This window comes from Streptomyces sp. NPDC002328 (genome assembly GCF_042890065.1).
Taxonomy (GTDB): domain Bacteria; phylum Actinomycetota; class Actinomycetes; order Streptomycetales; family Streptomycetaceae; genus Streptomyces.
Genome location: NZ_JBIARQ010000024.1, coordinates 69,915 through 86,330, shown reverse-complemented (window position 1 = coordinate 86,330; position 16,416 = coordinate 69,915). Strand labels below are relative to the sequence as shown.

Genomic DNA, 16,416 nt, shown 5'->3' with positions numbered 1-16,416 from the left:
CGATTCCGGGAAGTGCGATCGCGCCCGTCCGTGAACCGGCGCGACAGCTCATCCTGCCGTATCCGGAACGGCAGTTCGCACACCCCGGAACCCCGACGTGACCCGAACGACACGCCCTAGATCACCTTCAGCCGCACCAGCGCGCCCAGCGTCAGCGTCCCCGGCACCAGCGGCAGCCAGACGGTGATGATGCGGAAGGCGAGGACCACGGCCGTGGCGACCGCCATCGGGCCGCCCGCCGCCACCAGCGCCACGACCAGCGCCGCGTCCATGGAGCCGATCCCGCCCGGGGTGGGCACCAGCGCGACCGCCGCCGAGGCCGCCAGATACGCGACCAGCATGTGCGCCGGCGGCACCGGCAGGCCCAACGCCCGCCCCACCGCGACCAGTCCGGCCCCCTGGAGCAACGGGAACGCGAGGGCGCCGCCCCACAGCGCCAGCGCCCGGACCGGACGCGAGTGCACCGAGCGGGCCTCGGCCAGCGCGGTGCGCAGGAACGCGCACACCGCCGACCGCAGCCGGCGGACGCACAGCAGGACACCCGCGGCGAGGACCGCGACGCCGCCGAGCGCGGCCAGCAGCGGGCCGAGCGCGCCGTCCGGCAGCAGCGCGCCGAGCCGCAGCGCCCCGGGGAAGGCGAGGAACAGCGCGACCAGCAGCGCCGTCCGCGCCACGGTCTGCGCCAGCCCGTACAGCGCGAGCGCCGCCGACGAACGGGCCAGCGGCACCCCGCACACCGCCATGAACCGCAGGTTGACCGCGCTCGCGCCGAGGCCCGTCGGCAGCAGGTGGTTGGCGGCGCCCGCCGCGAACTGCGTGGCCAGCAGCCGCAGCCGGGGCAGCCGCGCCACGATCGCGCCCTGCCGGGTGAACGCCGCCGCGACCCAGGTCAGACAGGTCGACCCGACCGCGGCGAGCAGCCACGGCCACTCGGCCGTCCGCAGGTGGCCGAGCCCGTCGGCGAGCACCGACCGGTGCCGCACCGCGACGACCCCGACGAGGACGAAGGGAAGCAGGCACAGGATCTGACGCACCTTGAGGCGTCCCCGGGGGACTTGTACCGCTGTCACACCCGGAGAGGCTTTCCGCGCCACCTCAACGACGGGTTGCCGCAGCGTGGACGGCGGCAGGGGAGCAGACATCGTCATCTTGACCTCAACAATGCTTGAGGCTCTACGTTCGGTCGCATGAGCATGGAGACCACCGCCTGGACGCAGTTGTACAGCGTCATGAACGCCCGCCACGAACGCCGGCCCTTCGATCCGCGAACGCTGCGCCGCATAGGCGAGTTCGCCCGCCCGCACCGCCGCCGTATCGCCCGCTTCGTCGTCCTCGGAGTGGTGACCGCGCTGCTCGCCGTCGCCACCCCCGTACTGGCCGGGCGGGTCGTCGACACGATCGTCTCGCACGGCGACGCCGGCGCCGTCGTCCGGCTGGCCCTGCTCATCGCGCTGATCGCGGTGCTGGAGGCGGCGCTCGGCGTCCTGGGCAGGAGGCTCTCGGCGACGCTGGGGGAGGGACTCATCCTGGATCTGCGCACAGCCGTGTTCGATCATGTGCAGCGGATGCCGGTCGCGTTCTTCACACGTACTCGTACGGGCGCGCTCGTCTCCCGACTCAACAACGACGTGATCGGCGCCCAGCGCGCCTTCAGCAACACCCTGTCCGGAGTCGTCAGCAACCTGGTCACCCTGGTCGTCGCCCTCGCCGTCATGCTCGCCCTGTCCTGGCAGGTCACCCTGCTCGCGCTGGTCCTGCTGCCGGTGTTCGTGCTGCCCGCCCGGCGGATGGGCCGGCGCATGGCCGCGATGCAGCACGAGGCGGCCACCCTGAACGCGGCGATGAGCACCCGGATGACCGAGCGGTTCTCCGCGCCCGGCGCGACCCTCGTGAAGCTGTTCGGCCGCCCCGGGCAGGAGTCGGCGGAGTTCGCCGCCCGCGCCGCCCGCGTCCGCGACATCGGCGTGCGCACCGCCACCGCCCAGTCCGTGTTCATCACCTCCCTCACCCTCGTCTCCGCCCTGGCCCTCGCCCTCGTCTACGGCCTCGGCGGCCGGCTCGCCCTCGACGGCTCCCTCGACCCCGGCGCCGTCGTCGCCCTCGCGCTGCTCCTGACCCGCCTGTACGCCCCGCTCACCGCGCTCGCCGGAGCCCGGGTCGAGGTGATGAGCGCCCTGGTCAGCTTCGAGCGCGTCTTCGAGGTGCTCGACCTGAAACCGCTGATCGAGGAGCGGCCGGACGCCCGGGACGTCCCCGAAGGACCGGTCGCCGTCGAGTTCGACGACGTCCGCTTCGGCTACCCGGCCGCCGACAAGGTCTCCCTCGCCTCCCTGGAGGAGGTCGCCGCCCTCGACGCCCGCGGCGGCGCGGAGGTCCTCCACGGCGTCTCCTTCCGCGCCGAACCCGGCCGGACGGTCGCCCTCGTCGGCACCTCCGGCGCGGGCAAGTCGACCCTCGCCCAACTCCTGCCGCGCCTCTACGACGTCGACTCCGGCGCCGTCCGCGTCGGCGGGGTCGACGTCCGCGACCTGAGCGCGCGGTCCCTGCGGGCCACCGTCGGCATGGTCACCCAGGACGGCCACCTCTTCCACGACACCGTCCGCGCCAACCTGCTCCTCGCCGCCCCCGAGGCCGACGAGAGCGCCCTCTGGGACGCGCTGCGCCGCGCCCGCCTCGACGACCTCGTCCGCTCCCTGCCCGACGGCCTCGACACCGTCGTCGGCGAACGCGGCTACCGCCTGTCCGGCGGCGAACGCCAGCGCATGACCATCGCCCGGCTGCTGCTGGCCCGTCAACGCGTCGTCATCCTCGACGAGGCCACCGCCCACCTCGACAACACCTCCGAGGCGGCCGTCCAGGAGGCCCTCACCGAGGCGCTGAAGGACCGCACCGCCCTGATCATCGCCCACCGCCTCTCCACGGTCCGCTCGGCCGACCTGATCCTCGTCGTCGAGTCCGGCCGCGTCGTGGAACGCGGCACCCATGACCAACTCCTCGCGGCGGACGGCCGTTACGCCGAGCTGTACCGAACCCAGTTCGTCCGGGGCGAGACGCCGGTCGGCACTCGCTGAACGCCTTTCAGATGCCCGGCACGGACGGGGCGTCAGCAGGATGGGCCAGTTCGGCTGGCCCGTCCGGAAAGCGGCGTTCGATACTCCTAGCAGGAGCGTCCCATCCGTCAGGAAGGCACCATAATGGCAGGTTTGTCGCAGTCGGCGCTGCACCGGGTCCGCGCGCGATGGGCCATGGCCGCCGCCGGCGCGGCTCTCGTCGCCGCGGGACTGCTCCCGGCGTCGGCCGCCGCGGCGCATTCCGCCCCGCGGACGGCGGACCGCGGGGCCGGCCTTCTCGACGGGGCCGGAGCGCCCTCCGGCGTCAGCCGGCTGTCGGAGCGGTGGACGACGCCCTGGGGGATCTCCTTCCTGCCGGACGGGAAGTCGGCGCTGGTGACCGAACGCAACACCGGCGAGGTCTGGCGGTCCGCGCTCGACGGATCCAGAAAGCACGTCGGCACGGTGCCGCACTCCGTGTGGAGCCTGGAGACGCAGGACAAGGGCGGGCTGCTCGGCGTCGCCGTGTCGCCGACCTGGAACGGCGTCACGGACCGGGCCGTGTTCTTCATGGAGACCACCGCCGCCGACAACCGTGTCGTCAGAATGGACTTCGACGGGACGTCCCTGAGCGGCTACGCACCGATCCTCACCGGCATCGTCAGGGACACCCAGCACAACGGCGGGAACATCGCCTTCGGGCCCGACGGACATCTGTACGTCACCACCGGCGACGCCTTCCAGGGGAAACTGGCCCAGGACAAGGAATCGCTCAACGGGAAGATCCTGCGCATCACGAAGAGCGGCGCGGCGGCCCCCGGAAACCCCTTCGGCACCCGCGTGTACAGCTACGGCCACCGCAATCCGCAGGGCCTCGCCTGGGACTCCCGGGGCCGGCTGTGGGAGACCGAGATCGGCCACACCACCTGGGACGAGCTCAACCTCGTCACCCCGGGCGCGAACTACGGCTGGCCCATGTGCGAGGGAGCGTGCTCCGTCGAGGGGACGACGAACCCGAAGAAGGTCTGGAAGCCCGGCGAGGGCGGGGTGCCCGCCCAGATCGCGGTCGTCGACGACGTCATCTACGCCTCGACGCTGCGCGGCCGTCGCCTGTGGCGGCTGCCGATCGACGCCGCCGGCCAGAACGTCGGCACGGCTAAGTCGTACTACGACGGCGAGTACGGCCGGCTGCGGGCGCTCGTCAAGGTCCCCGGCGCCGACGAACTCTGGCTGGGCACCAGCGACCGGGGCGCCGAGAAGGACCTCCTCCTCAAAATCACCGTGAAGTGAGGAAAATCCCCGCACGCGTCATTGCCATGCTTTTCGCCGCTTTCCTCTTATCTTTTTCGAGGGTGCGTCAGAAAGCCGCGGCACCACGAGTGCCATTCGTCGATCCGCACGACTGGAAAGGCATCAGAATGACTCGCTTGGCGCATTCGGCACCGCCCCGGGCCGCCCGCGCGGGCAGAGCCGCGGCCACCGCCGTCGCCGCCGGCCTTCTCGGCGTCTGCGTCCTCCAGCCGACGTCCTCGACGGCGGCCCCCGCGGCCCCCGGGGCCGGCGAGCGCGCCCCGACGGGCGTCACCGTCCTCTCCGACCAGTGGACGCTGCCCTGGGCGATCTCCTTCCTGCCCGACGGGAAGAAGGCGCTGGTCACCGAGCGCCGCACCGCCGCCGTGTGGGTGCAGCACCGTGACGGCACCAAGAAGAAGGCGGGCACGGTGCCGCACACCGTCGTCCCCTCGCCCACACCGCTCTCCGGCAGCGGCGGGCTGCTGGGCGTGGCCCCCTCGCCGACCTGGGACGGCGTCACCGACCAGGACGTCTTCTTCGTCCACACGGCCGCCCAGGACCTCAGGGTCGTCAAGATGCGCTTCGACGGCGTCTCGCTCAGCGACTACACCGTCGTGCTCGGCGGCATCACCCGGGGCGGCGACCACAACGGCGGCCGGATCGCGTTCGGCCCCGACGGCTACCTGTACGTCACCGTCGGCGAGGCCTACCAGTCCAAGCTCGCCCAGGACAAGAACTCGCTCAACGGGAAGATCCTGCGCCTCACCAGGTCGGGGGACGCGGCCCCCGGCAACCCGTTCGGCACCCGCGTGTACAGCTACGGCCACCGCAACCCCCAGGGCCTCGCCTGGGACTCCCGGGGCCGGTTGTGGGAGACCGAGATCGGCGAGTCCACCGCGGACGAGCTCAACCTGATCGAGCCCGGCAAGAACTACGGCTGGCCCACCTGCGAGGGCTCCTGTTCGACCGCCGGGATGACCAACCCCAAGAAGGTCTGGCACCCCGCTCAGGGCGGAGTGCCCGCCCAACTCGCCGTCAGCGGCGACGTGTTGTACGTCTCCACGCTGCGCGGTCAGCGGCTGTGGGCGCTGCCCATCGACGGCACCGGCAAGAACGTCGGCACCGCGAAGTCGTTCTACGACGGTCAGTACGGCCGGCTGCGGGCGCTCGCCAAGGTCCCCGGCGCCGACGAGCTCTGGCTCGGCACCAGCGACCGCGGCGAGGACAAGGACCTCATCCTCGAAGTCACCACCGGGTGACGCCCCTTCTCCCGAAGGGCGCGCCCCCTCCCTGAAAGGACGGCACACGCCATGACCCACACCGTGACCCACGCCATCGAGCAGACGGAGCGACCGGCCGCCGCCCCCGCGGAGCAGACCGACCGCAGCGGCTGGCGGACGCCCGGCTACACGGTCGTCGACACCGCGCTGGAGGTCACCGCCTACTCGCTCTCCGCCCGCTAGTCCGCCGCCGTGCTGCTGCACGTGCTCGGCACCGCGGCCGGCGGCGGCATCCCGCAGTGGAACTGCGCGTGCCCCGGATGCTCCGGGGCACGCGCGCATCCCGAGCGGCGACGCCGTCACGCCTCGCTCGCCGTCCGCACGGGCGAGGGCCGCTGGTACCTCGTCAACGCCACGCCCGACATCGGCGACCAGATCGAGGCCCACCCCGCGCTCCACCCCGGGCCCGGCCCCCGGCAGACGCCGGTCGCCGGAGTCGTCCTCACCGACGCCGAACTCGACCACACCCTCGGCATCGCCAGGCTGCGCGAGGCGGACGGCCTGGAGATCCACGCCACGCCGCCGGTCCACCGGGCACTTGAGGAACGGCTGCGCCTCGGCGACGTACTGCGCCCCTACACCCGGCTGACCTGGCAGGACCTGCCCCGCCACGGTACGCGGACCCTGCCCGGCGGCGGCCCCGGTTCCGGTTTGCGGATCAGCGCCGTCCCCGTCTCGACGAAGCGCCCCCGCTACGCCGCCGACGCTCCCGAGGACGACGCCTGGGTGGTCGCCCTGCGCCTGTACGACCCGGCCACCGGCAAGTCGGCGCTGTACGCGCCCGCCGTGGCCGAGTGGTCCGACACGCTGCACCGGGTCGCCGCCGAGGCCGACTGCGTCATCGTCGACGGCACCTTCTGGGACGAGGAGGAACCGCGCCGCACCGGCATCTCCTCCCGCACCGCCACCGGCATGGGGCATCTGCCCATCGACGGCCCGGACGGCACCGCCCGCATCCTCGCCACGCTCCCCGCCCGCCGCCTCTACACGCACCTCAACAACACGAACCCCCTCGTCGACCCCGCCGCGGCCCAGCACAAGCGGCTCGCCCGGCTGGGCATCGAGGTGGCCGACGACGAGATGGTGATCGAGCTGTGACCACGGCACTCGCCCCGCTGACCGAGCCCTGGAGCCCCGCCGAGTTCGAGGCCCGCCTGCGCGCGGTGGGCCAGGAGCGGTACCACGACCGGCATCCCTTCAACGTCCGGATGCACGAGGGCGACCTCAGCCCGGCGGAGGTGCGCCGCTGGATCGCCAACCGCTTCCACTACCAGCGGCACATCCCCGTCAAGGACGCGCTGATCATCGCCAAGTTCGACTCTCCGGAGCTGCGGCGCATGTGGCTGCGGCGCATCGAGGACCACGACGGGCGCACGCACGGCGAGGGCGGCATCGAGCGCTGGCTGCGGCTCGGCGAGGCGGCCGGCCTGGACCGCGCCGCCCTGCTGGCGGGGGACTCCGTCCTGCCGGGCGTCCGGCTCGCGGTCGAGGGTTACGTCAACTTCTGCCGGCTGCGTCCCCCGTTGGAGGCCGTCGCCGCCTCGCTCACCGAGCTGACCGCACCCGATCTGATGCGCCGCCGCATCGACGCCTTCGAACGCCACTACGCCTGGATCGAGGCGGCCGGGCTCGACTACTTCCGCACCCGCGTCGACCAGGGCCGGCGCGACAGCGGCGAGGCGCTCGCCCTCGTCCTCCAGTGGGCCCGCACCCGCGAGGAGCAGGAACGGGCGGTGGCCGCGCTGACCTTCAAGTGCGAGGTGCTGTGGGTGCTCCTCGACGCCGTGCAGCAGGCCGGGGAAGGCCCCGCCCGCGACGGCCGCCCGGAGCCGCGCGACCGGGAGGAAGGGTGACGTCGACACCGGGCGGAGGGGTGTCGGCCACAGCGGGTGGAGAGGTGTCGGCGACACCGGCGGGAGGGGCGACGACGACGGCCCTCGAAGGCGCCTGGCGTCCCGCCCTCGCGCCCGCCCTGATGCTCCGCCACGACCCGGTGCGCGACGCCGACCTGCTGGTCATGCCCGAACGCGTCGTCGTCCTCGAAGGACACGCGGGCCGGATCGTCGCCCTGTGCGACGGCGTCCGCACGGTCCGCGCGATCATCGACGAGCTGGCCGCCGACCACCCGTCCGCCCCGGTGGCCACCGAGGTCCCCGCCTTCCTCACCCGCCTCCGCCGGGAGGGCTGGCTCGGATGACCGACCCCGCGGCCCCCGCCGCAGCCGCCGCCCCCCTCTCCCCGCCCCGCCCCTGGGCCCTGCTGGCCGAGCTCACCCACGCCTGCCCCCTGCACTGCCCCTACTGCTCCAACCCCCTCGAACTGGAGCGCCGGTCACGGGAGTTGAGTGAGGCGCAGTGGGGTGACGTGCTGCGGCAGGCCGCCGCGATGGGGGTCGTCAACACCCATCTCTCCGGCGGTGAACCGCTGTTGCGTGCCGATCTCGAAGGGATCGTCGCCGCCGCCGAGGGCGCCGGGATCTACACCCAGCTCGTCACCAGCGGCGTCGGACTGGACGAGCGGCGGCTGACCGCGCTGCGGGAGGCGGGGCTGCGCAGCGTCCAGCTGTCCGTCCAGCACGCGGACGCCGCCGCCAACGACCGCGTCGCCGGACGCCCGTCCTCCTTCGCCGCCAAGGAGCGGGCCGCGGCCCTCGTCCGCCGGGCCGGGCTCCCCCTCGGCCTCAACGTGGTCCTGCACCGCGACAACCTCGACGCCGTGGACGCGCTCATCGACCTGGGCGAGGCCTGGGGCGTGGACCGCGTCGAGCTGGCCAACGCCCAGTTCTACGGCTGGGGTCTGCTCAACCGGGCCGCGCTCATGCCCACCCGCGACCAACTGGCCCGCGCCCGGGAGACGGTGGAGCGCCGACGGGAGCGGCTCGCCGGCCGGATCGACCTGGTGTGGGTCGTCCCCGACTACTTCGACGGCGTCGCCAAGCCCTGCATGGGCGGATGGGGGGCCGTCTCGCTCACCGTCGCCCCCGACGGCACCGCGCTGCCCTGTCCGGCCGCCGCCTCGCTGCCGGACCTGGACCCGCCCAACGTCCGCGACCACCCGCTCGACTGGATCTGGGACCACTCGCCGGCCTTCGGCCGCTTCCGCGGCACGGCCTGGATGACCGGCCCCTGCGGCGGCTGCCCGCGCCGCGAGGAGGACTTCGGCGGCTGCCGCTGCCAGGCGTACGCCCTCACCGGCGACGCCGCCCGCACCGACCCGGCGTGCGCGCTCTCCCCGGACCACCACCTCGTCCGCGCCCTCGCCGAAGCGGACACCGGAGCCGGAGCCGACGCCGGGACCGGAGGGGAGTCGCCGCCGTACGTCTACCGCAGGCCCGGCGAGGTGGGCGCGCGGTGACGGCCGGTCGATCCTCGGCGCGGGCCGCCGGTCAGTCGCAGTACGACTGGAGCGTCCCGCGGCGCCGGATGTCGAGCGTCGCGCAGTGGAACGAGCCGCCGAACGGCGCGTAGTGCAGCAGGTCGCACGGGATCGGCTCGAACCCCCACCGTTCGAGCGCGCGCAGCATGCCGGTGTGGTGGCGCTCCGCGATCACCCGCTTCTCGTCGACCATCAGCACGTTCATGCTGAGCCACTTGCCGCACATCGAGGTGATCTTGAGCAGCCGGTCGTCGATCGGGTCGGGCTCGGGCGCGACCAGCACGTCCCAGGAGCTCAGCACGTCGGGCAACTGGTCGACGTCGACGTACTCCGGGTTGACCAGCACCTTGCCCGGCGCGAGCAGTACGAACGTGGTGTCGATGTGCATGGGGGTGCGGCAGCGGCTGCGGATCTCGTGGACGCGGTAGCCGGACCCGAGATGGCGGCGCAGCCAGTCGACGCCCATCCGGTTGGTGACATTGCTGCGGGTGACGAACAGATCCCGTCCCGCCCGCACGAAGTCCGCCGCGTCGAACACCGGCTCGAACTCGGTGAGGATGTACCGCATCGGTTCACCCGGCCGGGGGATGCGGAAGTCCGGGTCGAAGAGCTCGTCGGTGAGCTGCGGCTTGGGCGCCGCGGTCCAGCGCGCGCCGCGCCGGAAGTAGTCCTTGAGGAGCGGCCGGTAGGAGTGGGTCTCGAAGTACCGGCACGGCCAGGCCATCGGCGTCTCGATGATCTCGTCGCCGATCACCAGCATGCTGTCGCGCGGGCAGGTGTTGCAGAAACCGCGCGAGGACCAGTCGGGGGTGCCGAAGCCCCGCCGGTGGTCGATCGCGTCCGGACGCCGCACCGTGACGTCGAGGGACTCCAGGAGGGCGATGAACTCGTCCAGCTCCCGCTGCGCCCGCTCGATCAGCGCCCTCGGGTACTTGAACCCGGCGACGAGCCCCTGCAACCGCGCCGCCCAGGGCGGGATGTTGCAGGCCACGACCGCATGGCTGGAGGGGATCGTCGCCCCGTCGAGCCGGCCGACGACGATCTCCTCCAGGGGGTCCCACTCGTTGTGCGAGTTGACCGGGGAGACGAGGGGCGCGGCGGCGCGCTCCACGGGCGGCGCAGGGGCGTCGTCGTGTGGCACCACCGTCGGAAGGCCGGGCCTCTGCGCTGCCGCCATGCTCAACCGCCGTTTCGCTCGCGGAAGTCGAAATCCCACTATATGCACCAGGCGGCGGCGCGCCATACCCAGCGCACGACATCCCGGCGTCCGCCCGGGCGGACGCGCGGTCGAGCGGCCGGCGGTCAGTCGGTGGTGAGCATGCCCGCGCGGAGCCGGGCCAGCGTGCGGGAGAGCAGCCGCGAGACGTGCATCTGGGAGATGCCGAGGTGCTCGCCGATCTGGGCCTGGGTGCGCTCCTCCACGAACCGCATGTGGATGATCAGCCGGTCGCGCTCGTCGAGCTCGGCGATCATCGGGGCCAGCGCGTGGAAGTCCTCCACCAGCCCTATCGCCGCGTCGTCGGCGCCGATGAAGTCCGCGAGGACCGTCTCGCCGTCGGCGTCGCCGCCGATGGCCGCGTCCAGGGAGGAGGAGTTGTAGCCGTTGGCGGCCAGGCGGGCCTCGACGACCTCGTCCTCGGAGAGGTTCATCAGCTGCGACAGCTCGGCGACGGTGGGCGTACGGCCCAGGCGCGAGCTCAGCTCCTCGGTGGCGCGGGCCAGTTCGACCCGGGCCTCCTGAAGCCGGCGGGGCACGTGCACGGCCCAGGAGGTGTCGCGGAAGAAGCGCTTGATCTCGCCGACGATGTAGGGGATGGCGAAGGAGGTGAACTCCACCTCACGGGTGAGCTCGAACCGGTCGATCGCCTTGATCAGGCCGATCATGCCGACCTGGACGATGTCCTCCATGGTGTCCGCGCCCCGGCCGCGGAAGCGGCCCGCTGCGTAGCGCACCAGGGACATGTTCATCTCGATCAGCGTGTTGCGCGCGTCCTGGTACTCGCGCGTGCCCTCCTCCAGCACCGCCAGCCGCTGGAGGAACAGCTTCGTCAGCTCGCGCGCGTCCTTCGGCGCGACCTTCGTCGGCTCGGCGACCTCCGGCAGCGGCGCGCCCAGGGCGGCCTCCCGCGACGGCGCGCCGGCGCTCCGAACGACGCTCGTCTCCGTTGCCTGGACCATCGTCATGTCCGTTCCCTCCCGCTGCGTCCGTTCGGCCGTGCTCCGTCGCCGTGGGGCGACGAAAGCGCGCCTACCCGGCCTCACGCCGAGTACGCCCACGAATTCCGGAACTTCGTGAACGAATTCGGCCGCCGTGCCTCCGGCGCGCCTCCGCCGTGCCTCCGACGCGCCCCCGCCGCGCGTCCGAAGGTGCTCCCACGGTACGTCCGACCGCGCTCCCGCGGAAGGTCCGTCCGAGCCCCACGAGCGTGAAACGGAACCTCGCGTCGCTCACCCGAACAGGCCAACAACGCAGCGTGAGGCCCCTTGTGGGGCTTGGCGCGTCCCCCATTCGGAGTTGCGTCCGCCCGGGGCCCATGAGTGCGTAGGAGTCGTGTCCTGCCGGATCTCACCATCAGGAGGAGACATGGGCACCGAGCAGAACGGCCGTACGGCCGAGAAGCTGTCCGTCGTGTACACGGTCCGCGTGATCGAGGGAGGCGAGCAGGGGTTCCTGGAGCTGTACGAGCAGATCCGGAAGTCCGTCGCCCGCACCCCCGGCCACATCGTCGAGAAGCTGGGCGAACCCGTGGACGACTCCCGTCAGTGGGTCATCACCAGCGAGTGGGAGACGCCCGAGCACTTCTTCGCCTGGCAGCAGAGCGAGGAGCACCGCGCGCTGGTGGCCCCGCTGCGCCAGTGGGTCGACTCGACGCAGTCGCTGCGGTTCCGGGTCGTCAAGGAGACCGCGGGGGTGGCGTCATGACCCCCGTGAGCAACGGCCCCGTCGCCGTCATCGGACTCGGCACCATGGGCGCCGGCCTGGCCGCCCGTCTGCTGGACCAGGGCATCCCGGTCCGGGTGTGGAACCGTACCGCGGAGCGCGCCGAGCCGCTCGCCCGGGTGGGCGCCTTCGTGGCCGCCCACCCGGCCGAGGCCGTCGAGAAGACGGCCACCGCCATCTGCAGCGTCGCCGACGGCGAAGCGCTCGGCGACGTGCTGCGCGGCCCGAACGGCGTGCTGTCCAGGGGCCCCTACCCGGGCACCCTGATCTGCGCCAGCACCGTCGCCCCCGAGGAGGTCGAGCAGATCGCCGGGGACATCGCCTCGGTCCTGGACGTCGGCATGCTCGGCAACCGCGACCACGCCCGCGACGGGGAGCTGCGGCTGTTCGTCGGCGGCGACAAGAAGGTGTTCGAGGCCGGCCGGCCGCTGCTGGAGACGCTGGGCAAGGAGGTCGTCCATCTGGGCGCACTCGGGTCCGGCATGCGGATGAAACTGCTCCTCAACCTCCTCATGGGGGTTGAGGTGCAGGCCATGGCCGAGGCGACGGCGCTGGCGACCGCCTGCGGACTGGACCGTCACCAGGTCCTCAAGACCATCGCGGGCAGCGGGTTCGCCTCCCCGGTCATGGCGTTCAAGTCCCGGCGGCTGGCCTCGAACACCTTCGACGAGCCGGACTTCCGGCTGCGGCTGATGGCCAAGGACCTCATGCTCGCTTCCAAGCAGGCGGCGGCGGCCGGCCTGACCCTCCCTCTCGCCGCCGCCGCGGCCGAGACCCACGTCCGCGCCACCGAGCAGGGACTGGGCGACGAGGACTGCGCCGCGGTCGCCCGCGCGCTCACACCGAACCCGGGAAACGACACATGATCATCGACATCCACGGGCATCTCTCCCCACCGGAGGCGGCCGAACGCTTCCCGATGCCCCCCAGCCTGACCGACGTGGACGGCATGCTCGCCGCCCGCGCCCAGGCCGGCATCGACCTGACGATCATCGGCAGCCCCGTCGGGGCCGGCGCGATGGCGCGGGTCCCGGGCGTGGACAACTACGCGCAACCGCGTGACCGGCTGCGCGCGTTCCACGCCTGGATGTCGGGCCTGATCCGCGAGTTCCCCGACCAGCTGCGCGGTTACGTGTACGCCAACCCGTTCGGGGACGACGACCACCTCGAAGGGGTGCGGGAGACCCTGGCGGATCCCGCCTTCGTCGGCCTGATCACCACCTCCAGCGTGCACGGGGAGCTGCTCGGCTCCCCGCGCGCCGACTCCTTCTTCGCGCTGGCCGCGGAGGCGGGAGTGCCGGTCCTGGTGCACGCGCCGGCCGAACCGGTCGGCACGGAACGGGTCGACGAGATCGGCTTCGTCGAGCAGATCGGCAGGTTCGGCGACCTCACGGTCGGCATGGCCATGATCGCCTTCGCGGGATGGCTGGACAAATACCCCGAACTCCGCCTGATCGGCGCGACGGGCGGCGGCGCGATGGCGCTGCTCCCCGAACGCCTCCAGACAGCCCCCGCGCCCCCCCCCCGCGCCCCCCCCCCCCCCCCCGGCGCGGCGGCGCCCGCCCCCCCCCCCCCCCCCCCCCCGGCCGCCTCGCCGGAGGCCCGGGCGCGGGGCCGGGCGGGAGCGCCGGCGGACCACCGCGCAGGCGACCCGGCGGAAACGCCGGCGAACGGCCGGCCGGGAGCACCGACGGACCATCACGCAGGGGACCCCGCGAGGGACTCGGCGCGAGGACCGGCGGCTGCGCCGAGCAGGGGTCGGGCAGGGAGCGGGCCCCGGGCGGGCGCGCCGGCCGACGGCCGGTCAGGGGACCCGGCGGGGACCTCGCTCCAGGGCGGCCCCGGGAGGTTTCCGGCGTGCATGCCCGCCGGCGGCCCCGTGCCCTCGGTCGATCCTGTCGCCGCGCTGCGGCGCATGTACGTCGACACGAGTCCGTTCAGCGCCGCCCATCTCGGGCTCAATGCCGAGGTGCTGGGGCCCGAGCGGATGCTGTTCGGCACCGACTCGCCGCCGATGGCGGCGCCACTGGAGGATTTCGTCCGCATGATCGAGAAACTGCCCGTCGACAAGGCGTCCCAGCAGCTCATCCTCGGCGGCAACGCGGAGGCCCTCTTCGACCTGAGGAGCCGTCCGTGACCACCACCGAGGAAGCAGTCGCCGCGGCCGAGCGCTGCACGCCCGAGTACCGGCGCGACCCGCACGCGGTCTACGCCCGGCTGCGGGAAGAGGCGCCGGTCTGCCCGATGAGACCGCCGCACGGCAACGAGACGTACCTGATCACCCGGTACGAGGACGCGCGGGCCGCCCTGTCGGACCCGAGGCTGAGCAAGGACATGTACGGGGCCATGGACGCGTACCGGAGGATCTTCGGCGACTCGTCCCTGGCGCTGGACGACAACATGCTCAACGCCGACCCGCCGAAGCACACCCGGCTGCGCCGGCTCGTCAACTCCGCGTTCACCCCCCGCCGGGTGGAGTCGCTGCGCCCGCGCGTCGAGGGCATCGTCGAGCAACTCCTCGACTCCTGCCCGGCCCGCGAGCCCTTCGACCTGCTGCCCGCGTACGCGTTCCCGCTGCCGATCGTCGTGATCTGCGAACTGCTGGGCGTGCCGCCGCGGGAGCGGTCACGGATGCAGCGGCTGTCCACCACGGTGGCACAGACCGGCTTCGACCCGGAGTCCAAGCGGGCCCAGCAGAAGGCGGAGGAGGACCTGCACGCGTTCTTCACCGAGATCGTCGCGGCCAAGCGGACCCGCCCCGGCGACGATCTGCTGAGCGCGCTCATCGAGGTGCGCGACACCGACGGCGACGGCGGGCTCACCGAGACCGAGCTGGTCTCCACGGCGTTCCTGCTGATGTTCGCCGGTCACAAGACGACCGCCTACCTCATCGGCAACGCCGTCCACCACCTCCTGTCCCAGCCCGCGCAACTGCGCGCCGTGCGCGACGACCCGGAGCTGATCGGCCCGGCGATCGAGGAACTGCTGCGCTACGACGGCTCCGTGGAGAGCGCGACGTTCCGCTACGCCACCGAGGACGTGGAGTACGCCGGGACGCGGATCCCGAAGGGCGCCCTGGTGCAGATCGCGCTCAGCTCGGCCAACCGCGATCCGCTGAGGTTCGAGAACCCGGACGCGTTCGACGTGACCCGGGAGGGCAACGCCCACCTGGGCTTCGGGCACGGCAGCCACTACTGCCTGGGCGCCCCGCTGGCCCGGCTGGAGACGGAACTCGCCCTCACCCGTCTGTTCGACCGGTTCCCGCGGATCGCCCTGGCCGACCCGGCGGCCGGGCCGCGCTGGATGGAGGTCCCGTTCCCGGCCTTCCGCGGCCTCGCGGAGCTGCCGGTGGTGCTCGACCCCGCCGGCTAGGCGGGGCAGGCGCTCGAACGGCGGGGCGCGGAAGCCGGCGTACGGCTTCCGCGCCCCGTTCGCGTCCTCGCGGACCCGTGGGCCTCGGACCTCGCGGCCCTCGCGGTCAGCGGGCCGTGCCGAAGTCCTGCGTCCAGTAGTTGCCGGGCTGGGCGAGGCCGACCCCGATCTCCTTGAAGGCGCAGTTCAGGATGTTGCGCTTGTGGCCGGGGCTGGACATCCAGCCCGCCATGACCTGCTCCGGGGTGGAGTACCCGTAGGCGACGTTCTCGCCGTAGGTGCTCCAGGTGTAGCCGGCGCGGGTGATGCGCGTGCCCGGGTCCGAGCCGTCGGAGCCGGTGTGCGACATGTTCCGGTGGCTCGCCATGTCCGCGCTGTGGTCCTGGGCGGCCTTGGTGAGCTTCGCGTTCACGGTCAACGGCGAGCATCCGGCCTTGCCGCGCTCGGAGTTGACCAGGGCCACGACGCGGGCCACGGCGCCGGACGCCGGGGCGGCCCCGCCGGAGGCGCTCGGCGCGGCGGCCGGAGCGCTGGGGGCGGCGGGGGCCGCGGGCGCGCTGGGCGCGGCGGCCGTGGGGGCGGCCGACGCCGGGGGCCGCGCGTCGGTCCCGCCGGCCTTCCATCGCCAGGGCGAGGACGCGTTCGCCGCGTTCCTCCACTGGCCGGGCTTCTCGGCGCCCTGGGCGCTCGGATCGTTCAGACAGGCCATGGCGGCGGTCGGTACTGCCAGCGCCCCGACGGTGACGGCACCGATGGCTATGTACCGGTGCCGCGTCTGCCTGCGGTGCTTCCTCATGCGGGCCTCGCTCGATCGTCTCGACTGCGCCCCCGACCGGTCAGGACCAACACGGACGCTGGCCCTGACCTGCGGAGACGCCTTTCGGGCCGTCATTGTTAAGCCCGAGTGAGCGACCGGCAACGAGCGTTCCTACTATCTCGCTTCGTAGATGCGCGCGCGCCTTGAAACCGTCGCGGCGGTGTGCTGCCCCGCGGCGTCGCGCGACGCCCGGAGCTGACGTCCCGCCAGGGAGCCCCGCATGCCCGGCCGACGGGCGAAACGGACGAGCCGCGCAAGACACGCCGCGCGCTCCGCGCCGTATGTCTG

16 protein-coding genes are annotated in these 16,416 nt (G+C 73.0%); 12 read left to right on the top strand and 4 right to left on the bottom strand.

Annotated features, from left to right (window positions below):
- Positions 1-116: 116 nt before the first annotated feature.
- Entirely contained in the window at positions 117-1,070 is a 954-nt protein-coding gene (locus ACFYX4_RS36575) for a YbhN family protein (protein ID WP_389343134.1), read from the bottom strand.
- Positions 1,071-1,193: 123 nt separating this feature from the next.
- Here ACFYX4_RS36575 and ACFYX4_RS36570 point away from each other — a divergent pair, with 123 nt between their 5' ends.
- The 8 genes from ACFYX4_RS36570 to pqqE all read left to right on the top strand — a co-directional run bounded on the left by ACFYX4_RS36570 (position 1,194) and on the right by pqqE (position 8,977).
- The gene (locus tag ACFYX4_RS36570) at positions 1,194-3,071 is read left to right on the top strand and encodes an ABC transporter ATP-binding protein (RefSeq protein WP_389343203.1); all 1,878 of its coding nucleotides are present in this window, start codon (positions 1,194-1,196) and stop codon (positions 3,069-3,071) included.
- Positions 3,072-3,194: 123 nt separating this feature from the next.
- Positions 3,195-4,340 (top strand): PQQ-dependent sugar dehydrogenase, encoded by a 1,146-nt coding sequence (locus ACFYX4_RS36565; protein ID WP_389343131.1) that lies wholly within the window; start codon positions 3,195-3,197, stop codon positions 4,338-4,340.
- A gap of 128 nt (positions 4,341-4,468) precedes the next feature.
- Positions 4,469-5,602: a PQQ-dependent sugar dehydrogenase gene (locus ACFYX4_RS36560; protein WP_389343128.1), complete on the top strand. Its 1,134-nt coding sequence runs from the start codon at positions 4,469-4,471 to the stop codon at positions 5,600-5,602.
- A gap of 51 nt (positions 5,603-5,653) precedes the next feature.
- On the top strand, positions 5,654-5,806 hold the full coding sequence (gene pqqA, locus ACFYX4_RS36555) for a pyrroloquinoline quinone precursor peptide PqqA (RefSeq protein WP_389343125.1): 153 nt from the start codon (positions 5,654-5,656) through the stop codon (positions 5,804-5,806).
- Positions 5,807-5,815: 9 nt separating this feature from the next.
- Positions 5,816-6,721, top strand: coding sequence for a pyrroloquinoline quinone biosynthesis protein PqqB (pqqB, locus tag ACFYX4_RS36550; RefSeq protein WP_389343121.1), 906 nt, complete (start codon positions 5,816-5,818; stop codon positions 6,719-6,721).
- The gene (pqqC, locus tag ACFYX4_RS36545) at positions 6,718-7,476 is read left to right on the top strand and encodes a pyrroloquinoline-quinone synthase PqqC (protein ID WP_389343117.1); all 759 of its coding nucleotides are present in this window, start codon (positions 6,718-6,720) and stop codon (positions 7,474-7,476) included. Before pqqB ends, pqqC begins: the two co-directional genes overlap by 4 nt.
- 44 nt (positions 7,477-7,520) lie before the next feature.
- Positions 7,521-7,820, top strand: a complete 300-nt coding sequence (gene pqqD, locus ACFYX4_RS36540; protein ID WP_389343113.1) for a pyrroloquinoline quinone biosynthesis peptide chaperone PqqD — start codon at positions 7,521-7,523, stop codon at positions 7,818-7,820.
- The gene (gene pqqE / locus ACFYX4_RS36535) at positions 7,817-8,977 is read left to right on the top strand and encodes a pyrroloquinoline quinone biosynthesis protein PqqE (RefSeq protein ID WP_389343110.1); all 1,161 of its coding nucleotides are present in this window, start codon (positions 7,817-7,819) and stop codon (positions 8,975-8,977) included. Before pqqD ends, pqqE begins: the two co-directional genes overlap by 4 nt.
- 31 nt (positions 8,978-9,008) lie before the next feature.
- Here the strand turns inward: pqqE and ACFYX4_RS36530 are convergent, their stop codons facing one another.
- Positions 9,009-10,175 carry an amidinotransferase gene (locus ACFYX4_RS36530; RefSeq protein ID WP_389343107.1) on the bottom strand — a complete coding sequence of 389 codons (1,167 nt, stop codon included), beginning with the start codon at positions 10,173-10,175 and terminating at the stop codon, positions 9,009-9,011.
- 125 nt (positions 10,176-10,300) lie between these two features.
- Complete coding sequence (locus ACFYX4_RS36525; RefSeq protein WP_389343104.1) at positions 10,301-11,182, bottom strand: RNA polymerase sigma factor SigF; 882 nt, start codon at positions 11,180-11,182, stop codon at positions 10,301-10,303.
- 400 nt (positions 11,183-11,582) lie between these two features.
- Between ACFYX4_RS36525 and ACFYX4_RS36520 the strand changes: the two genes are divergently transcribed.
- From ACFYX4_RS36520 to ACFYX4_RS36505, 4 genes are read left to right on the top strand one after another with little or no spacing between them, the layout of a single operon-like run.
- Positions 11,583-11,921: an antibiotic biosynthesis monooxygenase family protein gene (locus tag ACFYX4_RS36520; RefSeq protein ID WP_389343101.1), complete on the top strand. Its 339-nt coding sequence runs from the start codon at positions 11,583-11,585 to the stop codon at positions 11,919-11,921.
- On the top strand, positions 11,918-12,805 hold the full coding sequence (locus ACFYX4_RS36515; RefSeq protein WP_389343098.1) for an NAD(P)-dependent oxidoreductase: 888 nt from the start codon (positions 11,918-11,920) through the stop codon (positions 12,803-12,805). Before ACFYX4_RS36520 ends, ACFYX4_RS36515 begins: the two co-directional genes overlap by 4 nt.
- Positions 12,802-14,076, top strand: coding sequence for an amidohydrolase family protein (locus tag ACFYX4_RS36510; RefSeq protein WP_389343095.1), 1,275 nt, complete (start codon positions 12,802-12,804; stop codon positions 14,074-14,076). Before ACFYX4_RS36515 ends, ACFYX4_RS36510 begins: the two co-directional genes overlap by 4 nt.
- Positions 14,073-15,311, top strand: a complete 1,239-nt coding sequence (locus ACFYX4_RS36505; protein WP_389343092.1) for a cytochrome P450 — start codon at positions 14,073-14,075, stop codon at positions 15,309-15,311. Before ACFYX4_RS36510 ends, ACFYX4_RS36505 begins: the two co-directional genes overlap by 4 nt.
- A gap of 106 nt (positions 15,312-15,417) precedes the next feature.
- Here the strand turns inward: ACFYX4_RS36505 and ACFYX4_RS36500 are convergent, their stop codons facing one another.
- Positions 15,418-16,107: a CAP domain-containing protein gene (locus ACFYX4_RS36500; RefSeq protein ID WP_389343089.1), complete on the bottom strand. Its 690-nt coding sequence runs from the start codon at positions 16,105-16,107 to the stop codon at positions 15,418-15,420.
- Positions 16,108-16,416: the final 309 nt, after the last annotated feature.